General features: G+C 40.7%; 14 protein-coding genes. 1 reads left to right on the top strand and 13 read right to left on the bottom strand.

Translation table 11 applies throughout. The annotated features are described in order from the left end of the window. Window positions 1-755: 755 nt before the first annotated feature. The 13 genes from fucO to C4S54_RS15515 form a co-directional block, all read right to left on the bottom strand. A complete protein-coding gene (fucO, locus tag C4S54_RS15575; RefSeq protein WP_103870304.1) occupies window positions 756-1,904 on the bottom strand; it encodes a lactaldehyde reductase in 1,149 nt (382 codons plus the stop codon). A 170-nt stretch (window positions 1,905-2,074) separates the two neighbouring features. After that, window positions 2,075-4,309 carry a rhamnogalacturonan lyase gene (locus C4S54_RS15570; RefSeq protein WP_103870303.1) on the bottom strand — a complete coding sequence of 745 codons (2,235 nt, stop codon included), beginning with the start codon at window positions 4,307-4,309 and terminating at the stop codon, window positions 2,075-2,077. A gap of 12 nt (window positions 4,310-4,321) precedes the next feature. Next, window positions 4,322-5,050 (bottom strand): SGNH/GDSL hydrolase family protein, encoded by a 729-nt coding sequence (locus C4S54_RS15565; RefSeq protein WP_103870302.1) that lies wholly within the window; start codon window positions 5,048-5,050, stop codon window positions 4,322-4,324. A 42-nt stretch (window positions 5,051-5,092) separates the two neighbouring features. Beyond that, window positions 5,093-7,663 carry an exo-rhamnogalacturonan lyase family protein gene (locus C4S54_RS15560; RefSeq protein WP_103870301.1) on the bottom strand — a complete coding sequence of 857 codons (2,571 nt, stop codon included), beginning with the start codon at window positions 7,661-7,663 and terminating at the stop codon, window positions 5,093-5,095. 73 nt (window positions 7,664-7,736) lie between these two features. Beyond that, window positions 7,737-9,338, bottom strand: a complete 1,602-nt coding sequence (locus tag C4S54_RS15555; protein ID WP_103870300.1) for an extracellular solute-binding protein — start codon at window positions 9,336-9,338, stop codon at window positions 7,737-7,739. Between the two features lie 163 nt (window positions 9,339-9,501). Next, window positions 9,502-10,419: a carbohydrate ABC transporter permease gene (locus C4S54_RS15550; RefSeq protein WP_103870299.1), complete on the bottom strand. Its 918-nt coding sequence runs from the start codon at window positions 10,417-10,419 to the stop codon at window positions 9,502-9,504. 12 nt (window positions 10,420-10,431) lie between these two features. After that, window positions 10,432-11,412 carry an ABC transporter permease gene (locus C4S54_RS15545; protein WP_103870298.1) on the bottom strand — a complete coding sequence of 327 codons (981 nt, stop codon included), beginning with the start codon at window positions 11,410-11,412 and terminating at the stop codon, window positions 10,432-10,434. Between the two features lie 209 nt (window positions 11,413-11,621). Beyond that, the gene (locus C4S54_RS15540) at window positions 11,622-13,904 is read right to left on the bottom strand and encodes a helix-turn-helix transcriptional regulator (RefSeq protein ID WP_103870297.1); all 2,283 of its coding nucleotides are present in this window, start codon (window positions 13,902-13,904) and stop codon (window positions 11,622-11,624) included. Window positions 13,905-14,007: 103 nt separating this feature from the next. Continuing rightward, window positions 14,008-15,315, bottom strand: coding sequence for an MFS transporter (locus tag C4S54_RS15535; RefSeq protein ID WP_103870307.1), 1,308 nt, complete (start codon window positions 15,313-15,315; stop codon window positions 14,008-14,010). Window positions 15,316-15,337: 22 nt separating this feature from the next. Continuing rightward, window positions 15,338-16,975: a CoA transferase gene (locus tag C4S54_RS15530; RefSeq protein WP_103870296.1), complete on the bottom strand. Its 1,638-nt coding sequence runs from the start codon at window positions 16,973-16,975 to the stop codon at window positions 15,338-15,340. Between the two features lie 38 nt (window positions 16,976-17,013). Next, window positions 17,014-17,220 (bottom strand): hypothetical protein, encoded by a 207-nt coding sequence (locus C4S54_RS15525; protein ID WP_022775020.1) that lies wholly within the window; start codon window positions 17,218-17,220, stop codon window positions 17,014-17,016. Between the two features lie 104 nt (window positions 17,221-17,324). Beyond that, a complete protein-coding gene (locus tag C4S54_RS15520) occupies window positions 17,325-19,106 on the bottom strand; it encodes a GDSL-type esterase/lipase family protein (RefSeq protein WP_103870295.1) in 1,782 nt (593 codons plus the stop codon). A gap of 174 nt (window positions 19,107-19,280) precedes the next feature. Continuing rightward, on the bottom strand, window positions 19,281-20,150 hold the full coding sequence (locus C4S54_RS15515; protein ID WP_103870294.1) for a Uma2 family endonuclease: 870 nt from the start codon (window positions 20,148-20,150) through the stop codon (window positions 19,281-19,283). A gap of 276 nt (window positions 20,151-20,426) precedes the next feature. Here C4S54_RS15515 and C4S54_RS15510 point away from each other — a divergent pair, with 276 nt between their 5' ends. Then, complete coding sequence (locus C4S54_RS15510; protein ID WP_103870293.1) at window positions 20,427-22,067, top strand: ABC-F family ATP-binding cassette domain-containing protein; 1,641 nt, start codon at window positions 20,427-20,429, stop codon at window positions 22,065-22,067. Window positions 22,068-22,154: the final 87 nt, after the last annotated feature.

Here is a 22,154-nt window from a genome sequence, read left to right as displayed (position 1 = left end):
CCATATGATCGTGAAGAATAATGGTTTGGGCATATAGCAGCTTTTTGTGAGGCCAGCCACCCCTCACGAGCGCTCAAATGGGCATATAGGCTGATTTCAAGCCTCTGGCCACCCGTTAAAAGGGTGGCTGCAAGCCTGATATCCGGCTATAAGCCCAAAAACGGTTCTATTACAGGTGGCCGAGCTATTAAAAACAAGCTATATGCCCAAAACAGAATTGCAGCTCTCCTACAGCGGGAACCACGGGCATATAGCCCTATACATTTTGGAAAGTATCCGTACCTGCAATTCTTAGTCCTACATATTCTAGGAAGTATCCGCATCTACTATTCTTAGCCATACTTAGCCTTGAAAGTAGCCGCCCCTGCTGTTCTCGGAGTCAGAGCCTGAGGCCCTTGTATTCAGCCACACCGCAGGTGCTTGCCATTGACGGGTTCTGTGGAAAACGCTACAATGCTGAATCCGACGGTGCGAGAAAATCTACTGTTCCCATCATCCTCACCGTCGGCAAGACAAAGGCCGCGTTTTCCTCAGGCTCAGTCAATGGTGGCGTACTCAGCCGCAATCTAAGCTTTTCTTATAATAAAAGAATCACCCCGCTGTCCGCATTTACTTACACATATACAAAGAGAGAGTACTTTGGCAAAATCAAATGTTTTGTCATAGTACTCTCCCTGATCTACAACATAAAAATTTTGTAGGGAACGCAGAAAAAATGCAAAATCATTTCTCTCAGCCCCTCTTAAAATAATTGCTTATGCCATCAGCATGCGGAACATTTCGATAACCTGCTCCTTAGTAGCTTCTCTTGGATTTCCAGGATAGCATGCATCGTTAAGTGCATCTGTAGCAAGCTGATCAAGGTCTTCTTCTTTGATCTTATCAAGAGTTTTTGGAATACCAACATCCTCAGAAAGTTTCTTAACTGCTGCAATTGCTGCATCACGGTACTCTTCCTGGCTCATGTTGTCAACGCCTTCTACGCCCATTGCTCTAGCAACTTCGCGAAGTCTTTCGCCTGTGTACTCGCGGTTGAATTCCATTGAAATTGGAAGGAACATAGCACAAGCAACACCGTGTGGTGTGTCATAATGTGCAGAAAGTGTATGAGCCATAGCGTGGTCGATACCAAGTCCAACGTTTGAGAAGCCCATTCCTGCAATGTACTGGCCAAGAGCCATTCCTTCACGGCCTTCTTTTGTATTCTCAACTGCTCCACGAAGATTCTTGGAGATAAGTCTTATAGCCTCAAGATGGAACATATCTGTCATTTCCCATGCAGCTCTTGTTGTATAACCTTCGATAGCATGTGTAAGAGCATCCATACCTGTAGCAGCTGTAAGACCTTTTGGCATTGAAGACATCATCTCAGGATCAACGATTGCTACGATCGGCATGTCATGTGTGTCTACACAAACAAATTTTCTTTCTTTTTCTACATCTGTGATAACGTAGTTGATTGTAACCTCTGCTGCTGTTCCTGCTGTTGTAGGAATTGCAATGATAGGAACGCAAGGATTCTTTGTAGGAGCTACTCCCTCAAGTGAACGCACGTCAGCAAACTCAGGGTTTGTGATGATGATACCAATTGCCTTTGATGTATCCATAGATGAACCGCCACCTACAGCTACGATGCAGTCAGCTCCAGACTTTTTAAAAGCCTCTACACCATTTTTTACATTTTCGATCGTAGGGTTAGGCTTAATATCTGAATAAATCTCAAATGGAATTCCAGCCTTTTCCAAAAGATCTGTTACCTTTCCGGTAACTCCAAATTTGATGAGGTCAGGATCAGATGCTACAAAAGCCTTTTTAAAGCCATGAGCATTAATCTCATTTACAACCTCACTGATTGCTCCAGCCCCATGATAAGATGTTCCGTTAAGTGAAATTCTGTTTGCCATTCTTCTACCTTCCTCCATTTTCTTTTTTTATGCGTTTTTTCGCATGTAACCCAATTAAAATTTTACCATAACCAACTGCTTAAATATGAGCTAAAACACCCATTTTCTTTGCACTTTCAATCATTTCTGCCTATCAATATTTCACTACAGATATTTCAGTTTTTTCATCATCAGGTGTTATAATCCAGCGGCACCTTCGAAAAGTCCATGTCAGATGCAAAATAATAGCTCGTGTAACCAGTCTGGTTATAGCAGTTATTCTGCCAGGCTATACTTACTCTATACATTGCATCATCCATAGGTGTATAGAGTTTATGCCTTGTAATATCCGTATTGGTGTAGATTCTAAGAGCACTGTTATCCTCAAGCCTTAATACGATTTCTTCCCTGAAATCTCCAAAAAGATCTGCTATAAGACATGGATTGCCCTTGGTTCCGTTATTGGTAAGGGTTCCCTTTGGATCAAGCATTACTCCGTGGGTGATGTCATTTATCACTCCCCTGTGGCTGCCTTTTAAATAGTCTGCCCCGTCAATGACCTGAGTAGAAAGATCTGCTGCCCATCGGATGGCCTGATTGGTGGAAGGAGCTTTAAGTGGAAGCTCTTGTCCCTTGCAGTCATATACATCATTTACCCAGCACTGAAGTCCTCTGACATTAGGGGCTATATCCCCGATCATGCACCTTCCAAGGTCTTTGGTTGCAAAAACGCCAAACTTTCCTGTATCATTGCCATCTTTATCCGTGCCGTGTATCACTTCACCTGTAGCAGCATCCCTAAGCGCATAGCCGTAAGGAGCAGCCTCAGCACCTTCAAATACATTAAATATCTGAAAGCCCTCTCTGTCAGGATCAATATGAGCAACGTGCATGGAATCTCCATGGCCCATCTTGGCATAAGTTCCATCAGGCAGATAGTCATAACTTGAATAAAGAACACTTCCGTCATGATCTATGCAGGCAGCACCGTAAATGATTTCCTGCTTGCCATCCCCGTCCACATCAGCTACAGACAGGCTGTGATTACCCTGCCCTGCAAGAATTCCATAGACAGGGTCAGTTCCCTTCCCTACATGAGGATTGTCATTAAAAGGATTGCTCATTGGGACATGGCCACTGTCCACTTTCCAGAATTCCACAAAATCCTTGCCATTAAAATTGTAGGCAGCAAGAGTCGTTCTGGTGTAATATCCCCTGCACATGATAAGACTAGGTCTCTTACCATCAAGAAAGGCCACTCCTGCCAGGAATCTGTCCACTCTGTTGCAGGGTTCAATCCTCTTCATTGAATAGTCACCCCACATAAGACCGTCATCGCCACGCACAAAAGGATAGTCTATAGTAGAAAGCTCACGGCCGTCACCTGCAAACATTGTCAGGTATTCGGGACCCTCATATATAAATCCTTCAAATTTCCTGAGATCATTTTTAGGACTTCTCGACGGAGCGTACACATCAAGAAAATAATCCGTAAGCTCATCTGCATCCCTATCGCTTAAGGGATAGTCATATCTTTTCTCAATCCCAAAGCACTCCTCCAAAGTATCAGGCCAGTTTCCCGCCTTAACTTCAGGGTGCTCTTTCCAGGATAAAAAGACATTCTTCATGTGCTCTTTGTAATCATCAGCGGAGCACACATAGTTATCTTCATTGGAATATCCCTTCAAAAGATCTTTTTCCGGAATCGTAATAAATTTTTCTGAAATCACCTCTCCGTCTTTACCAAAGCATATCATCTTTGTTCCCGGCGCAGTCTTTACCGCCATTTCAGCCCTGCCATCGCCATCAAAATCGTAGACCATGAACTGGGTGTAATGGGCACCTGCTCTGATGTTTGGTCCCATATCAAGTCTCCAGAAAAGATGACCTGACAGGCTATAACAATCGATGATGCATCTTCCTGTATAACCCTTTATTGAAACATCCTGAGAATTGGTTGGATCCCACTTTACAATGTACTCGTACTCTCCATCGCCGTTGACATCACCGATGCTCATATCATTTAAGGTATATTCAAACTTTTCTCCGGCAGGTGTCACTCCGCCTTCAGGCTTTTGTACCGGAATATCAAGGTAGTTTTCTCCGCTTTCCCAGACTGAAACATCAATGCTCCTGCCTGCAGCAAAAAAACTCTTGTCCAATACCTTATCACCAAATATCATACTGCTATCATCGACCTCAACAGCATATTTTGATTTCTCATTGCCCTCTTTATCCAGGTAATTTGTGGAGTCAGTAACTGTAGCTATCTGTTTTCCGTCCCTGTATATCTTAAAGTCAACACCTACAAGCCCCGTTGCATCGCTTCCAAAGGCTTCTCTTTTAAAAAGTCTCCAGGATAAAAAGATACCGGTGGTTGTCTTAACTGCGATCAAGCCTCTTCCTAAATTTTCTCTCTGTTCCATATTTTCATTCCTTCAGGATATTATTTTCTTTAGTTCCTTTGCCACAAATCCAGCATAGATAAAAGCCCCCTCGAATTTAAGGTGTGCATTGTCTTCTTTTCCATCAACCGCACTCTCAAACATACCCTTATCCAAATTCATATATATACCCTTGCAAGCTTCTTCCCCGATCCTGCTGTTGTACTCTGCGGTCATTTTCCCCAGATCTATGCACACTAAATTCTTCTCTTTAGCAACTTCCAGCATCTTTTCTCTATACTTGGGAAAAGAAATCCTGCATTCCCCATTCTCATCAAAATCCTTCATGGCAATGGCAGTCACAAGGACCGGAACTGCTTTCTTTAAAAGCAGTGGATCAATATAATCATTTATCAGTTTTTCTTTATATTCATCAGGAGTCAGAAAACGCTCTTCCTTCTCTTTATAGGCATCATTATGGGCTGACTGGATAAGACAATAATCCCCCTGGCATATGTCACTTATAACTTCATCAAAGCGTCCTTCATCATAAAAACTCTTAAGGCTTCTTCCAGCCATGGCTCTGTTATCTATAACAAAGTCCTCAACGTCATAGGTAACAGCGTTATCAAATTTTGAGCCCTTTGAATGATACACATTCACATTGTTATCGCAAAAATATCTATAGAGCATAGCTCCCCATCCGCACTGAGGAGCAGCCTCCAATTTGTAAGTCTGTACAGTCGAATCCCCCACAAGATATATTCTTGTTTTTCTATCCATGTTTAATAAACCATCCCCAATATCTTTTTCTTTTAATACCTCTTATATTTCCTTTGGCATCCACTTTCTCGCAAACTCCAGAGCCACAATAACATTAAGGCACCACTGGGCAGCCACATTCGTAGATATTCCGGTTATCTCTCTTAAGTTTGCATGATTTCCAGCGTTTTCCACCACAATTTCCTTAAAAGTATCAGCACCTGTTTCTGAAGAAATAGCGTCCTTTAAGATCTTCCAGACCTTTTTCCCAAGCTTTTCATCGTCATAATAGCTTGCAGCGTAGGCAACAACTCCTGCAGCCATGAAAGGATAAGAAAACTGTCTCTGCCCGATTCTCCCCTCCGTTAGACGATTTTGTTCCGCATTGTCAAGAGTATAAAACCACCCATAATCAGCAAGCATCTTATCCCACTCAGGATCATCAAGTAGCTGTGTCATCTCAAGCCAGGTCTGCTCTGAACCCTGACAGATTGAAAGGTGGCTCCCTCCTGTTGCCCTGTCACCAATATATCTCATGTGTGAGGTATCCGGATCATACTCAAAATCAGTGCCTGACATAAGCTTAAGTGGGGTTTCCTTAAGATCAGCAATTCCTGTCTTTATCTTTTCGAGATAATTTTTATCCTCCTTCTGCTCCCACCAGGTCATCCAATCCGAACAAAAACTGCTCCAATCCGGGCCTGTGCGCGCATGGGTTGGATAAACCATATCTTTTTTGTCAAAAAAGAATCTTAATGGGTCCGTTTCTCCTACGGCCACATCCGCGTCTTTTACCTCTTCAAAATAGTCCATTAGCCTGTAGTCACCTGTGAGGTAGTAATACATCCTGTGGTGTCCTGCCATAGCTATTCTGGCTTCCTTGCATGGGCATCCCCAGTGGCGAACATTATGTCTTGAGCCAAGCCCCTTGTACTTTCCAAAGTGATAAACGTCAACCTCTGAACAATGCCTTGTCATGGCCTCGCAGATCTTAAATACATCACTTCGCCCTGTTCTGAGGAAATAGAACCACAGCCAGAAAGTAGGCACAAGCTCTGTGTTCTGCCATGCATAGCCGCCCATGTCATAGCGCCATACATGCCTGTAAGGGTCATAGGTGTGCATGAAATCGCCATAATCAAAGATTCCATACCACTTGCGCTGCTCGATTTCGTTTTTGTAAAAATCAAACACCTTATCTATCTGCTGTTCAAAAAACTCTTCAGCCTTTGTTTTCCTCTCTTCAAGACTCCAAAAGCCAAAAGCTTTAAGGGAATGAAGATATTCAGCCCCAGCATAGTAAAATGCCCTGTTTTGAACCCTGTCACAGAATTCATCAATCTCTTCATCTGCCGGAATCAGTTCATCAAAAAACCTTATGCTGTATTCCGATGTATTGGCAATTCCATAAGCGCTGGCTCCATAAACATCAAATCCCTCATAATATGTCTGGGAATATCCGGTATCCTCATAATGCCTAAAGTCATAGGCATCAGCCTGAGGCGGCAAGAGCCAGATTGTAGCCTTGGCCACATCTTTTGAAACGTCTTTAAATTCAATAGTTGATGGATACTTTTGCCAAAAATCCTTAAGTCCCACCATTATTCCGCCACATTCAGAGCCAAAAGCAGCTACTCCCTCTGCTCTGTTACCGTTAAGGCAGTCTATGAAACAGACATTTTCTTTATTTGTTCTTTTCCTTATGACAAAATGCTCTGAGCTGTCCTGGAAAAGATAATAATCATTCCATATAGGCATCTCTTTAGAAGCTTTAACGGCATTAATGTCTTCATCTTTGTGCTCTGTAAATGCTAATCTTTTTCCTGCAACCTGAGCCCTGTAAATATCAGGTTCTACCCTTGGATGCCAGCAAAGAAGCATTGCATTTTCTTCATTAAAACAGCCATTATCAGTAGCAAACTTTACATGCCTGTTGTACTGCTCTCCTTTGGCAGGCACATCAAAAGAAATACCAACACCTTTAAGAAAATCTTTTGCTTCATCCCCATCATAGAAAAACGTATGTGTAAATCTAAATTCCGGACTATCTTTATAGATTTCCATAAAGATAGAAAAAGGAATCCTGCTGTCATAAGGTGTTTTATGGGTTCCGCTAAACTTAACGACGCACCTTGTGATCCCGCATTCTATTATTTCAGCTTTTCCGACAACTCCCTCATAAGGAACTGTCTTTTTTGTATATTCATCCTCACGATTCTCAATCAAAACCTGCAGATATGCGCAGTCAGCCACCCTTTTCCCATCATAGAAAAGGTCATTAAAAAGGATGCTCCCTTTTTTGTTTACAGATAGTGAAACCTTACCTGCTGTTATATCAAAAGAGCTCTCCCTTTCTTTTACACTGCATGTATCAGTAACAGTTTCTGCATCATCTTGATTCAAAACCGGAAGAACCTCAGCCACATCACCAATTTTTTCTGCGTCGACTACGTGAGCAGCCCACTTAACGCTGCCATCAGGCCAAAAAGCCGTCACCCTCGACTGAAGTTTTTCTTCTTTGTCCCCGTATTTTACAGAAAAAGAAGCATTTCTTTTAACGCTTCCTCTCTCCCACATGCTTCCAAATGTTGTATACCCCTTTGCAGCAGTCTCTGCCAATCTAAAAATCTTCATACCCCATCCTCTTAAAATGAGCATGGGGACAAATGCCCCATGCTCTTTATCATTTTAATAATAAGAATCTGTTTTACTGAACCTGTGCATTTACTTCATCAATGATTGTTGCATAGCCACGGTTTAAAACATCATCCCATGCTGCTTTAAGGCCTGCTTCATCAATCTCACCACAGATGTACTGAGTACGAGCCTGTGAAATCTTGTCATCAAGATCTTTTCCCTGTGAAGCATATGTTGGAGAGTTGATAAGGTAAGGAAGTGCAGGGTTGATAACTGCATACTTCTCTGCATCTGCCTTAACATTTGTCTCAAGGATCTGACGCTCTGTCTTTTCCTCTGAAAGAGCTGAATCAATGTTAGGAATGTAAGCAACAAGCTGGTTAAGTCCTGCATAGTTAGCCTTAAGTGAATCATCAGAAGAATCAAGACGAACTACATTTCCATCAGCATTAATTTCATAGTTAACACCCTCAAGACCAAAGTTTGTAAGGTCAAGCATTTCTTCATCACACATCTTGTCAAGGAAAGTAAGAGCTGCCTCTACCTTCTCAGGTGTGTCACATGTTGAAGCTGAAAGTGTGAAGTATCCGTTGTAACCTGATGTAGCCATTGTCTTGCCATCAATGTTGCTAAGAAGGTTCATTGAAGCAAACTCTGAAGGATCAACAACTGAAGGAATCTCGTTGTTTACGAAGTAATCCCAAACTCTTCTTCCGCCGTCAAGAACGTCGATGTATACACCGTTCTCACCGTTCTTACATCCATCTGACCATGTATCTGTTGTACGTGATGCCCAGTCTGAAGGCATAAGTCCCTCTGAATAGAGCTTCTTAAACCAGTTGAGAGCTGTAAGGTACTCTTCCTGCTGCCATACAGGGATAAGCTTTCCGTCAACTTCTGCCCATCCATTGCCACAGCCAAACCATGTCTGCATGATATCGAAAGGACCTGTGTAAGATGTCATCTCCATACCGATTGTATCGTTCTGACCGTTTCCATCAGGATCTTCATATGTGAACTTGTAGAGCATGTTGTAAACATCGTCAATTGTCTTAGGCTCTGAAAGACCAAGCTTATCAGCCCAGTCCTTACGATATGACATACCGTATCTTCCAAGTACACGAGCTCTGTAGATACCGATCTGCTTGCCATCAACTGTAAGTGACTTAGCTACGTCTGCGTTCTGTCTTGAAAGGTTAGGATATTTTGTTGAATCCTTGAGGTACTCTGTAAGATCAACGAAAGCACCCTGCTTAGCTGCTGTAACAACTGTACCTGTAACTGATCCGTTCCATGTCATGATCATTGGCATTGACTTAGGATCCTGCATTGCAAGTGTTGCCTTCTCTTCAAGAACATCGTTCTGAACCCACTGGATATCTACATCGATACCTGTGTGCTCTTCGAGCTGCTGCATGATCTGCTCAGCATAATCACCTGTGTTTGAAGCACCTGAGTTAAAGTCGATAGCCATAAATGTAACTGCAGGGTACTCTACAGGTGTCTCAGCTGCTGCCTCTGTAGTAGCTGTAGATGTTGTAGCATCTGCTGTCTGTGTGTTCTCAGTTGCTGTCTGAGAATCTGTTGTCTGTGTTGTAGCCTGTGAACCACAAGCTGCAATCCCCATTACCATGCTTACACTAAGTAATGTTGCAAGTAACTTCTTTTTCATCGTAATCCTCCTTAAGAAAGAAAATGTGTATCTGAATCTCACCATTTGAGAATTCATTCATTAACGGAAGTGCTAAGTTAACAAGGAACTTAAGCTCTCGCATGCTATGCATGCTCGCCTTAAGACGTTCGAACTAGCCTCGATAATACCTCGGCAAGTTCTCTCAGCCCTTCACAGCTCCAACCATCACGCCCTTAGTAAAGAATTTCTGAACGAAGGGGTACACGATCAAAATAGGTACAGTAGCAATAAGTGTTGTTGCCATTTTTACTGCCTTATCAGGTGGCGCACCATTCTGATCGTAGTAATCCATCATTACATCGCTGATGGCACTGGCTTTTAATACAATATTACGGAGCATGATCTGTACTGTGTATTTCGTCGGTGTCTGAAGATAGATCATCGCGTTGAAATAGTCATTCCAATAGCCTACTGCATAGAAAAGAGATATTGAAGCAAGTACAGGCTTAGACAGAGGAAGCACGATCTTTAAAAATGTGAAGAACTCCCCTGCTCCGTCCATGTAAGCCGCCTCCTCAAGTTCAAGTGGAAGCTCCTGGAAGAAATTCTTTATGATGATCATATTAAATGGGCTGATAGCTCCTATAAAGATAAGAGCCCAATATGAATCATACAGTCCGTAAGTTCTGAGTACCATGAATGTAGGGATCATACCACCTGAGAAAAGCATTGTTACGATAACCATATTAAGGAAGAAGTTTCTTCCTCTGAAATGCTTTTTGGAAAGTGGATATGCAAATGTGGTAGAAAGAGCCATATTTACAATTGTTCCCATAAATGTAAGGATCAATGAGTTTTTCAAACCCATCAGGATATTTCCGTTATTTATTGAATATTTATATGCGTTTAGCGACCATACATGAGGAATGATAAAGAATGCTCTCTCTGTTAGTTCCCTGTCTGTCGCAAAAGAGCCGGCTGCAATATACAGGAATGGAAGAAGTGTTATAACACCAACACAGCCCATAAGTGTATAGATGATCACATCTGTGATCCTATAGCCAAGGCTCATCTTAACTCCGCGCTTGTCACGCTTAATAGCCTTTGAATCTGAAGCCATTTTCTTCCTCCCTTAATATATTCCTGATTCACCAGCTTTTTTAGCTGTGTAGTTAGCACCAAGTACCATGATCATTCCGACAATTGACTTAAACATACCTGCTGCCGTTGAGAATGAATACTGTGCATTTTGAATACCTCTTGTATAAATGAAGGTATCAAACACTTCTGCAAATGCTACGTTAAGGTCATTTCTCATAAGGAATATCTGCTCATAACCTGTATTCAAAATAGAACCAACTCTTAATATAAGCATGATTATTACTGTACTCTTGATAGCAGGAAGTGTAATATTCCACATCATCTGCCATCTTCCGGCACCGTCAACCCTTGCTGCCTCATACATTTCCTGATCAACCCCCGCAAGAGCTGCCAGATAAATGATCGTGCCATAACCTGTTTCTTTCCAGATGTCCTGACCAACTATCAGACCCCAGAAATACTTTCCACTTGAAAGGATTGGAATCGTCTCACCTGTTGCCGCCTTAACAAGCATATTGATAAGACCGTCATTGGTGTTAAAGAGCTGATAAGATAAGCTGGCCACAATAACCCATGATACAAAGTGTGGAATATAAATGAATGTCTGCACAGTTCTCTTATACCAGCTATGTCTTATCTCATTTAATAAGAGAGACAAAATGATTGGTGCCGGAAAATAAAGAACCAGCTGCAATAATGAAATTCCAAGTGTATTTCTAAGAAGGATCAAAAAGTCCTGATTAGAAAAGAACTGCTTGAAATTATCGAACCCTACCCAAGGGCTTCCCCAGATTCCCTGAAACGGCGAGTAATTCTTAAATGCAATTACCAAACCTCCCATGGGTACATAACGGAACATTATAAAGTATAATAGTCCCGGCAGCAGCATCAGGTACAAAGCCTTGTGACGCCACATATAAGCGGCAAGTCCACTGTCTTTACTATAGAAGACTTTTCCTTCAGTAGTAACGATCTTGCGGTATCCCTTGCGCTTTTCACCGCTGTTACCCATAATTACCTCCTGATTTACTTTAGTAATAATGTCATCTTTTCTTTATAGGTAGATGCAAACCATGTACAAATTATATAAATAGCTCCCAAATAACGTCTATAATCATTTTCTTGCATTGTAAAAAGCATCCAATTAAGGATGCTTTTTGATATACTCTTTTGTGCATTTTGTATTATCAATAAAATGATTATTGCTGTTAAAGTGCCTATTTAAGCCTCTTTTAACGCCTGTCTGTATTTTCCGGGAGTAACACCCTCCATCTTGTTAAAAAATCTGATGAAATTCTGAGAATTTGTATAATTGAGTTTTTCCGCTATGGCACCAACCGTCATATCTGTTTCAGATAAAAGTTTTTTAGCATACTTGATCTTATATTTATCAACATACTCAGTAAAGGTAAGATTCTTTTCCTCTTTTAGGATCCTCCAGATATAACTTGTATGATAACCAAGGCTCTCAGCACATTCATTCAAAGTAATATTGCCGTCTTTATCCTCAACAAGCTTCTCAATTGCAGTCATTATATTGGCTGACTGACTGTCAAGCACGTTGTTCTGATGATAAATGATCGGATCTATCATATTGAATTTTATGTACTTTCTTACGCGGTTTAAATCATTGTAATCAAGAATAACGGGATATATCTGCCTGAGCTCTTCCCTAAACACGCTTGTACCAATTCCTGAAGTCTGAACTTCAAGTACAATCCCATTTACAAGCTGCAGCAGAACAGGCACGCAGTTGTCTCTGGAAACATCCATAGTGATGAGCTTCTCAAAAAGCCCGTCAACTACCAAATATGCTTCCTCCTTATCTCCTCTTCTAAGTGCTCTTCTAAGCTTTTCCTCTATATCACTGTCAAAAGATATCTGGTCCATGCCTGCATCCATGCGATAATAACTGAGATAGCTTCCTATATCTATCTTTCCATAGTGAAGAGCCTGCACGCTTTCCAGATATGCCTTATTTATAGAATATATATCTGAGTATTCACTGCTGATTCCTATGCCTATATTTAACCCAAAGGTATTGTAGACATACTGCGTCATGAAATTGTAGTTTTTCTCGATCAGTTCTTTTTCAGTTCCTTTTCCATCACAGCTGATAAAAATAACGATTGACCTTGCATAGTACACAGGAGGTAGAAACTCCTTAGTGCCGCAATCATCTATTATTCTGTCGATGATTTGGTTACAGATGCTCTTATCTCTTTCAGAAGACACGGGGCTGTCGTCATCCGTGGATTTAAGCACAAAGGTAAGTATCCTGTAAAAAGAAGGAATTCTACTTGATAGCGAAAGTCTATACAGATACTGATCTATTTCAGTATTTGTAAGCTCATTTCTGTAAATTCTGGTAGCAAAAAGAGCTGTGGTATGACTTATAAGGGAAGTATTTTTACTATCAAGCTTCTTAACACTGTCCGTTAAGTACTGAAGTTCATCTTCACCCGGGCGAAGCTTATAGTCACTTGACTTTTCTATTTCTCCTATAGCTGTCTGGATAGGCTTATAAATACTGTTAAACAGGATCGTCGCTCCAAAGAACAATAAAAGAACGATCAAAAGAAATGCAATCAGATAATAAGCATTTACAAACAGCTCTATTCTGTCAGAATAATTCGCCACATAGAGAGTAAGACCGGCAATGCTGGAAGTTTTGGCACTGATATATACTCTCTTTCCGTCATCGTTTTTCGTGGAATAAATGGCGTTTGTATCTGTTTTTTCCATGTTGATCTGCTTAGGAAACTCTTTATCTGTAGAAAAAATGAGTTTTCCATCCGCAGTATAAAGAGCCGCCTGCTGATTTTCACCAAGCTGCTTTTTGATATCGCTGGTGATCTGCGACATATCAATGTTTATGACTTCAAGGGCATATGGTGTAACTTCAGAAAAAGGAACAAAAAGCACAAGGTTCAGTCCATATAAAGGTACGGTCGTCCTATACTCCTTACTGTATTTATCCGGTTCTGCCCCGTCAATGTACACCCACAGATTTTTGGTATAGGTCTCTTTGTAGGTGTCATAGAGGTCTGTCAGCTCCTCAAGATTTTTCACTTCTTTGATATCATATTTTCCTTTTGTGCCAAGGACAGTATCAGTCTTGAAATTCACAAGAGTATAGCTTGCCACATAGTCTGATACAATATTGCCCCCATCCAAAATATCCCCTGCATCAGTTATAGAGCTGACCTTAGAGTAGTCAACGTCATTTTCGACTACATAGCGGAGCTTTGTGTTATTCTCAGATGCAAGATAATACTTATGAACAGTAATAAGACTGTTTTCAATACTGTTTAGCATGTTCTCTGCATCTTTTACCAGCTCTGCATTTCTAAGATCCCTGTTTCTGTCTATATAGCTCTTAATAAAAATAGTGCCGAAAGAAACCACTGCCACTATCAAAAACAGCGTAATTCCAATCAGCACTTTGTATTTATAAGCAATCCTTCTAAGCGGAAGCTCAGAAAATTTCTTGAATTTAAACATATAATACCCCAATCCCCAAAATAAGCGTCTTAGAGTATTATAGCATGGTTATAGTTGACAAAAAAATGGTAAAAACAGCACAAATACTTTACATAATTTTTCGTTAATCATCAACGTCAAAATTTTCCAGGATGTTTTCTTTCTTAGCCGGCTTCACATCTCCGTGTTTTACCATCATCATTGTACAGAAGGCAAGGCATGAGAAAACAACCGCATAGGGGAAAAGCGTTCTGTAAGAAACATATTCCAAAAGCATTCCCGAAAGAATAGGTGTGAACACCTGCGCTGCCATGGAAAACGTATAATACGTGCCGGTGTATTTACCAATATCTCCTGATTTACTCATCTCAACAACCATAGGATAAGAGTTAACATTTATAGCTGCCCAGCCAATTCCTATAAGCGCAAAAAAGATGTTTATGGAGCTCGTGTAATGAGGCAAAAATGCTGCAACCAAATAGCAGATCGTCATAATAACCACGCCTCCAAGGATTGTCTTTTTCCTGCCTATCTTACTGGAGATTATTCCAATAGGAATGTAGCTAAGTACAGCCGCAACTGTTGCAATGAGAAGTGTTGTAGCATAGCTTCCGTCTTTAAGTCCCCAGACTTCCTCGACATATCTGGTATAAGCTGTTGTTACTGCATTATAGGCCATATACCAGAAAGCTACTGATAAAAGAAGAAAGCTAAGACTTTTGAATACTTCCTTGGGAAGCTTACCTGCTGACTCATTTTCTTTTGTCTCTTTTTCTATCTTTTCACCAAGAGAACCAAGACCGCCCTCTTTTTCTATCTGTTTTTTAATTGCTCCTTCCTTTATGGTAAGTACCAGAACCATGATGGATACAGCCATAAGGACCACTATACTCACCATCAAAGGAGTGTAATTGGTGTCTGCCGCATTATCTGCTGCTTTTACCAAAAGAATCGTCATAACAAGAGTGAAAACTCCGCCAAGAGCTCCCATAAGGTTGATTATGGCATTTCCTGAACTTCTTACGGGTGCGGGGGTCAGATCAGGCATAAGTGAAACTGCCGGTGATCTGTAAATTCCCATGGAAATAAGAAGGAGAAGCAGTATCACGATAAAGAAAACCAGATTGCCACTGGGTCTTGCCACCTGTATAAGAATCGTCAAAAAGGTAATAGCCATGACAGTTCCAATAAAAATATAGGGAATTCTTTTTCCAAACTTAGTATCTGTCTTATCAGACAAAGCCCCGAAAAAAGGAAGCATGAAAAGCGCAAATACATTATCAAGCGCCATGATTGCGCCTGTTGCCGTTTCTCCGAGATTAAAATTGTATTTCAATATCTTGGGTATTTCATTGTCGTAAAACTGCCAGAATGCGCAGATTGATAAAAAAGCAAAGCCTATGAGTATAGTTCTTTTGTAGTTAAGTTTCATCCCAAATCCCCCAAATGCAGTATCAAGATTTTTTTCTAAATCCGATCTTTCCGTCATTGAAATACATATTTTCACTTCGATATGTATTATCTTCTTTACCTATATTGGTAGCAGGAGTCGTAAAATACACATCCCCAACAGCTGTATCAGGGACCTTTGTGAAGGTATCATTCCAAAGTGAAAGCTTGGAATTATGCACGATAGAGCTCCTTGTTGTATCGAATGTAACCCTTCCATCAAGCTTTTCCCAAAGATCAGTACATTCGTGAAGCCAGTAGCCACCTCTGGTTAGAGAACCTGTTACTGTATAGCTTCCACCCTCGGTAAGCTGGAGCTTTAGCGCCTTTAGTATTCCGGCACAAAGGATCATTCCCGGAATATAATCAAGGGGAACACCGTTTAAGTTCACAGGCTTTTTTAGTGAACCATTTCTTACGCTAAGTCCTGTTATATCTTCAGCACATGGTGCCCAACCCGGTCTCTCATTCCAAACTGTGTCTGAGAAGCAGCGAAGACTTCCGTAGATCACATTAGGATTGAGCTTATGAATATCTTTTTCTGATAATCCAAATTTATCAAGAGCCCCTACCTGGTATGAGCAAACGACAATATCAGCTTCTTTTACGAGCTTTTTAGCCTTTTCAAGCTGTTTGGGATTATTGAAATCAAGCTGAATACTTCTCTTTCCTGCCCATCCATCAAGCTCAAGCATCGCCTGCTCCTGCTCTACATATTTGCCTCTTCTGACCATAAGAACATCAGCCCCGGCTTCCGCAAGAAGTCTTGTGCAGGCGGGACCTGCTATGATGTGGGTAAGGTCCAGTACCTTTATTCCTGAAAGCGGTCCTCTGCTCTTGTCATACTTTCCAAGTTTCTTTTTAAGATCTGCATTTTCCTTGGTAAGTCTAAAAAGCGGCATTTCGCATACAGCTTTGCCAACTTCGCTCTCTTCCCACTCCTGCCTTGTTCGAAGCATACATCCGCAGGCGCCGTTTTCAAAGGTCTTTTCCTCAAGCTCCTGTGCATTCCACTGCTTAACAGCTTTGGCGGTTGTTACCTTGTCAAATGGGAGGGAACTTAACACAAACTTGCCAGGTTCCTTGGTAATACCCAAAGTCTCCATCATTATCTTTTTCTGGGACTCATAGTAGACATGGGCAGAAAATTTCCTTCCGTCTTTTGTTTTGTACTTATAAAAAGAACCGTTAAGAGCATTGTCAACACGAACTGCTGAATCACATCTCGCCTTGATGAAATCCTTATTTCCCTGATAGGCACTCATATAAAGACGCACTACCTGAAGCCCAGCCAGATCAACATCACACATTACAGGCTGGGATTCTTTTATGTTGTTTCTGATATTTCCTATTTCCTGAACAAGCACCGAATCCAGTGCAAGAATAGCTGCCGCAGGACCTGTCTGTAAGACCTTTTCGTCTTCATACAGGCGCTTTACAGCTTTTTTTCTGAGCGACAAAAGAACAAGCTTAAGAAGGCCAGGAAATGGGTTGTGCCCATATACTGACTTTTCTATCTGCTTCTTCCTTCCATCGGATAGATTAAAAATAACCGGAGTATCTACCTTTAAATCAAGCTTCTCCAGAAGATCATCATAGCATGCGACCGCCTGAAGAGCTTTTTTCCCCATTACATTCCCCATAGCATTCTCCTCGTAGTTTTAATTTCTTTATTCAGTTTTTAGCTTAGCTTATTTAGAATTTCTGCAGCTTTTTCGTTCCCATGCTTTGCTGCATATGAAGCCCATTTTTTTGCTTTAACAGGATTGGCCTTACCCTCCAGGCTTCCTGTAAAATAGGCTTCTGCAATCTCCCCGGCTGCTTCGATACTGCCCTTCCCTGCCTTATCGATGAGATCAAGGAGTTTTTGTTTCTTTTGAATATCCATTTAAAACCTCAATATCTGATTATATTTCCAGATAAGAGTATACCACGATATGCTATATTATGCATTCTTGAACATAAAGTTCCTGACCGGCAGCCGACATGCGCTTAATGGACAGGATGAATATCAAGTCCTGAAGGAAGATCGCTTTCTACGCCTCCGGCAATATCCATAAATCTGGCAAGTCCCATATATATTTCCGCTCTTGAAATATATGTTTCAGTGGCTATTTCGTATTTTTCATTGATCACATTCTGCTTTGTGTCCTTGAATATTTTTTTACCGTCCTTTGTAAAGCTAACGTCTCCTAAGATTCTTAATTCATAGGCTTTTCTAAGGCTCTGTTCAAGGGTTACTTTCTTTCTTTTTTCCTTGTTCTTTTCAAGAAATCTTACAATAAAGCTCATGAATTCTGCATATGTAAGCGAATCATCAGGTCTAAAAAGCTTTTTGCCACTTTCCTTGTCATGACCAATAGTCTTTTCATCAATCATGTCTTCATCCACAAGAGCCTGAATATATCCAGCATCCCAGTCATATTTACTTATATCTGCAAATTCACCACCATAAGGTCTTTTTCCTGCCATCCTAAAAGCCTTAAACATAACCATTAAAAGCTGTGCTCTTGGCATCACAGCATAAGGATGTGCATACATTACGCATGGATCCAAAAGACAGTATTTAAATGCCTTTTTTATGTCCTTATACTCAGGAATACCCTTAATATCAACATATGGAGGCTCGATACCAAATATATCAAATCCCGGCTTTTCTTTTGGAAGAGTCTTTTCTTCAGAAGCTATATCTGTGACTGGAGCTTTTGAATTCTCTATGATCTTTTTATCAAAAAAGCTATCATCAGATTGCTTTGTGATCTCTTTTGCAAAGAAATCCCCTATTAGAAGCGCTCCATACTCATTGGTATGTGTTATATCACCCGGTATAAAGAAATCCTTTGCACTATCTCCAAACTCTATCCACTTATCAAAGGTATAGTCATGAAGGTCAATAAAAGGAGCCTTAAGCTTATTGGCAACCCTTTCACAGGCATCCCTGTAAGGCGCAAGAAGAGAATAATATTTTCCATCCTCCATAGCAGGAATACGGCTTATTGGGGAACAGATCACCGGGAAAGCCCCAAGCTTTCTTACCTCTTCCACATACTTTTCCAGATTATCAGAATATCCCCCAAAAGGCTGAAGGTTGCGCCTTTTCTGATCATTATGGCCAAACTGTATGATAAAAAAGTCTCCTTTTTTCATCATCTTCTTTGCTATGCCATAGTGACCATCATCCCTAAAACAGTTTGATGTCATGCCTGAATGAGCCAGGTTACATACTGCCGCCTTTTTGGCAAATCTCAGAATAGTCTGTGCCCATCCAGCGCAGCTTCCATATGGATAATACGGTATCCCGGCATTCTGATCAGTAAGCGTAGAGTCACCGGCTACCCATATAACAGGCACTTCCTCTTTAAGCACCTTTATATCGCAAAGCTGAACAATATCAGCATGAGTAAAGCTTACATATATAGTCTTATCAACATACCTCTTTGCTGATAACGCCGGAATATATGGAGTAACGGCAATGTAAAAGCTCTTTTTATACTTTTCGCCCTTGGCAAGGTTTATTCCCCGGGAAACCATATTCCTTCTGCCTGCAAAAAGTGACATATCCCTGATATTATCTTTTGCCATAAATTCTAAGTCTACTCTGTAAGTTCCAAACTCAGAAACAGTAACTTTTTTTATGGCAATGGCTCTCTTACAGTTGTCGCACTTATAGCCTTCTTTCAATCTCCTATTTGTCCATCCACCATTATTAAGGGCTTTCCAGGTGTCAGTATCCTTAATATTCATATCCAATATATTTTCAGTTTCTCTACTCATAATCTGCAGCTGTCTTATCCTTTCAAAAGGTAAAGAACAATAGCAAAATACCTTTAATTCCGCTATTGTTCCTGATATATGTGTTAATGCCACACAAATATACTACTTTTTCTCTGACAGAATATAAACTAAATTAACTAACATTGTTGCGCATTTTCGCCCATTTTTAGAAGTTTACTCTCCAAACTCATCTATGGATGCTGCTATCTCGTCCAGACTGATTTTTAATTTTCCGTCATATATAGCCACCGGTGCCTCACCCTTTAAAGGCATCATAACAGGCATAAAGTCCTCTTCCATAAAGTTATAGATGATCAGCATACGTTTGTGAGGATCAACTATCCAATACTCCCTTACCCCAGCTTCACTATATTTTGTAAGTTTAATTGTCATATCTTTTTTTCTGGTGGACTTAGAAAGTATTTCAACCAAAAAATCAGGGGCACCATATATTCCAAATCCTTTTATCTTTTCCCTGTCACATATTACCAAAACATCCGGCTGTACCATGGTCTTGTCATCACAGTCAATCTGAACATCCACAGGAGCAGAAAAAGCCTTGCATTTACCTTTATTTTTTTTGATGTAATCAGCTATTGCTGAATGAATCACGTAGGAAATGTCCTGATGAACAACCCTTGGAGCTGACATATCGTAAAAAACGCCGTCAATGAGTTCAACCCTCTGTTCATCAGGCAATGCATAATAATCATCAAGCGTAAATTCGCCCTGTCTTTTCCTAGGATTACCATATTTAATTCCATCGGGATTTCCAAACACAGGCTCCTCTTCCCTTAAAATATTGCCATGATCATCACCGGTAGAATAACCGCTTTTCCCATATTCAAAGGCCTTGCCCTGAAACTGCTCTTCAGCTCCACCAAGCACCTTTTCTATAGCATTAAGAGTCGCAATTCTTGGTGACTTGGTTTTTCCCGAAAAAATTTTCTGTAGAGTTATTGCCGGAACTCCCGTATACTCTGAAAGCTGTGAATAACTATATCCTCTTTTTTCCTTAATTTCTCTCATCTGCTTTATTGTCATGTAAGTGCCCTCCATTAGTCTCATAAGTGTATTATGAATAGCAAAATATATTCATCTCAAAATCATTACATCTTTCTATATACTTTTATATATAATTATATCTTTTGATATCTTTTAAGTCAATATGGTATTGTTTTCGCTTTTTTCACAATATTGTCACCAGGCGGATACCTGATGTTCATTCATCATTTTTCGATTGCATTTTATAGTAGATTCTCATATAATACGAACTGTTGCAAAGGTATATATTTGTTTTTCAGAAAGGCTGTTTTATAAATGATAAGTGCAAATAACGTAACACTCAGAGTCGGTAAAAAAGCTCTATTTGAGGATGTAAATATTAAATTCACACCGGGTAACTGCTACGGTATCATCGGAGCTAACGGAGCCGGTAAGTCAACATTTCTCAAGATCTTGTCAGGTCAGATAGAGACAACAAACGGTGACGTTGTTATTTCTGACGGCGAGCGTCTCTCATTCCTTGAACAGGACCACTTCAAGTATGATGAAAATGTTGTTCTTGATACAGTAATCGCGGGAAATGCTCGTCTTTTTGAGATCAAGAATGAAAAAGACGCTATTTATGCCAAGGAAGACTTTACAGATGAAGATGGTATCAGAGCAAGTGAGCTTGAGGCTGAGTTCGCAGAGCTCAATGGATGGGAAGCTGAGTCTGATGCAGAGAGCCTTCTTAACGGACTTGGAATCGAGTCAGAATTCCACTACAAGCTTATGAAAGAGTTGGACGGTGCTCAGAAGGTCAAGGTTCTTCTTGCAAGAGCACTCTTTGGTAATCCGGATATCCTTCTTCTGGACGAGCCTACCAACCACTTGGATCTGGATGCGATTGCATGGCTTGAGGAATTCCTTATCAACTTCGAGAATACAGTCATCGTTGTATCCCATGACCGTTATTTCCTTAATAAGGTATGTACATACATCGCTGATATAGATTATGGCAAGATTCAGCTCTATGCCGGTAACTACGATTTCTGGTACGAGTCATCACAGCTCATGATCCGTCAGATGAAAGAAGCTAACAAAAAGAAGGAAGAACAGATCAAGGAACTTAAAGAGTTCATCGCCCGTTTCTCTGCTAACGCAAGTAAGAGTAAGCAGGCTACTTCCAGAAAGAAAGCTCTTGAAAAGATCGAGCTTGATACTATCAAGCCTTCGAGCAGAAAATATCCTTACATTGATTTCAGACCAAACAGAGAGATCGGTAACGAAGTTCTTACTGTAGATGGCCTCTCCAAGACAATTAACGGAGAAAAAGTTCTCGACAATATTTCATTTGTGATCCAGAGAGATGACAAGGTTGCTTTTGTAGGTGGTAACGAGCTTGCAAAGACCACTCTCTTCCAGATCCTTACAGGAGAGCTTGAACCTGATGCAGGAACTTATAAATGGGGCGTAACAACATCTCAGGCTTACTTCCCTAAGGACAATACAAAAGAATTTGACAACGACTACACCATTACAGAATGGCTTACAGGATATTCAGAGGTAAAAGATGCAACTTACGTAAGAGGCTTCCTTGGAAGAATGCTCTTCGCCGGTGAAGACGGAGTTAAAAAAGTTAAAGTCCTTTCCGGAGGAGAAAAAGTAAGATGTCTTCTCTCCAAAATGATGATAAGCGGTGCTAACTGTCTTATCTTTGATGAACCAACCAACCATCTTGATATGGAATCAATTTCCGCTCTTAACGACGGAATGATCAAGTTCCCGGGTGTTGAGCTTTTTGCCTGCCGTGACCACCAGGTTGTACAGACAACAGCCAACAGAATCATGGAGATTCTTCCCGATGGAACTCTTATCGATAAACGTTCTACTTATGACGAGTACCTTGAAAATGATGAAATGGCTAGAAAGCGTACAGTTTATAACACTGCCGCTGACGAAGAGGAGGATGACTAATAGTCATCTCCTATCTGACCCATTTCGAATAATAACCACGTGATTATCAGGATCAAAAGATCTTGATATAAATACACTTAAGTGTTT

The organism is Butyrivibrio sp. Su6, from assembly GCF_900108105.1.
GTDB lineage: Bacteria > Bacillota > Clostridia > Lachnospirales > Lachnospiraceae > Butyrivibrio.
The sequence above is the reverse complement of the archived record's forward strand: the minus strand, read 5'-3'. Positions and strand labels throughout refer to the sequence as shown.

What these genes read in the sequence shown, in the direction of transcription:
- fucO (WP_103870304.1), bottom strand. Translation starts at nt 1,904, where the DNA reads ATGGCAAACAGAATTTCACTTAACGGAACATCTTATCATGGGGCTGGA.
- C4S54_RS15570 (WP_103870303.1), bottom strand. Translation starts at nt 4,309, where the DNA reads ATGGAACAGAGAGAAAATTTAGGAAGAGGCTTGATCGCAGTTAAGACA.
- C4S54_RS15565 (WP_103870302.1), bottom strand. Translation starts at nt 5,050, where the DNA reads ATGGATAGAAAAACAAGAATATATCTTGTGGGGGATTCGACTGTACAG.
- C4S54_RS15560 (WP_103870301.1), bottom strand. Translation starts at nt 7,663, where the DNA reads ATGAAGATTTTTAGATTGGCAGAGACTGCTGCAAAGGGGTATACAACA.
- C4S54_RS15555 (WP_103870300.1), bottom strand. Translation starts at nt 9,338, where the DNA reads ATGAAAAAGAAGTTACTTGCAACATTACTTAGTGTAAGCATGGTAATG.
- C4S54_RS15550 (WP_103870299.1), bottom strand. Translation starts at nt 10,419, where the DNA reads ATGGCTTCAGATTCAAAGGCTATTAAGCGTGACAAGCGCGGAGTTAAG.
- C4S54_RS15545 (WP_103870298.1), bottom strand. Translation starts at nt 11,412, where the DNA reads ATGGGTAACAGCGGTGAAAAGCGCAAGGGATACCGCAAGATCGTTACT.
- C4S54_RS15540 (WP_103870297.1), bottom strand. Translation starts at nt 13,904, where the DNA reads ATGTTTAAATTCAAGAAATTTTCTGAGCTTCCGCTTAGAAGGATTGCT.
- C4S54_RS15535 (WP_103870307.1), bottom strand. Translation starts at nt 15,315, where the DNA reads ATGAAACTTAACTACAAAAGAACTATACTCATAGGCTTTGCTTTTTTA.
- C4S54_RS15530 (WP_103870296.1), bottom strand. Translation starts at nt 16,975, where the DNA reads ATGGGGAATGTAATGGGGAAAAAAGCTCTTCAGGCGGTCGCATGCTAT.
- C4S54_RS15525 (WP_022775020.1), bottom strand. Translation starts at nt 17,220, where the DNA reads ATGGATATTCAAAAGAAACAAAAACTCCTTGATCTCATCGATAAGGCA.
- C4S54_RS15520 (WP_103870295.1), bottom strand. Translation starts at nt 19,106, where the DNA reads ATGAGTAGAGAAACTGAAAATATATTGGATATGAATATTAAGGATACT.
- C4S54_RS15515 (WP_103870294.1), bottom strand. Translation starts at nt 20,150, where the DNA reads ATGACAATAAAGCAGATGAGAGAAATTAAGGAAAAAAGAGGATATAGT.
- C4S54_RS15510 (WP_103870293.1), top strand. Translation starts at nt 20,427, where the DNA reads ATGATAAGTGCAAATAACGTAACACTCAGAGTCGGTAAAAAAGCTCTA.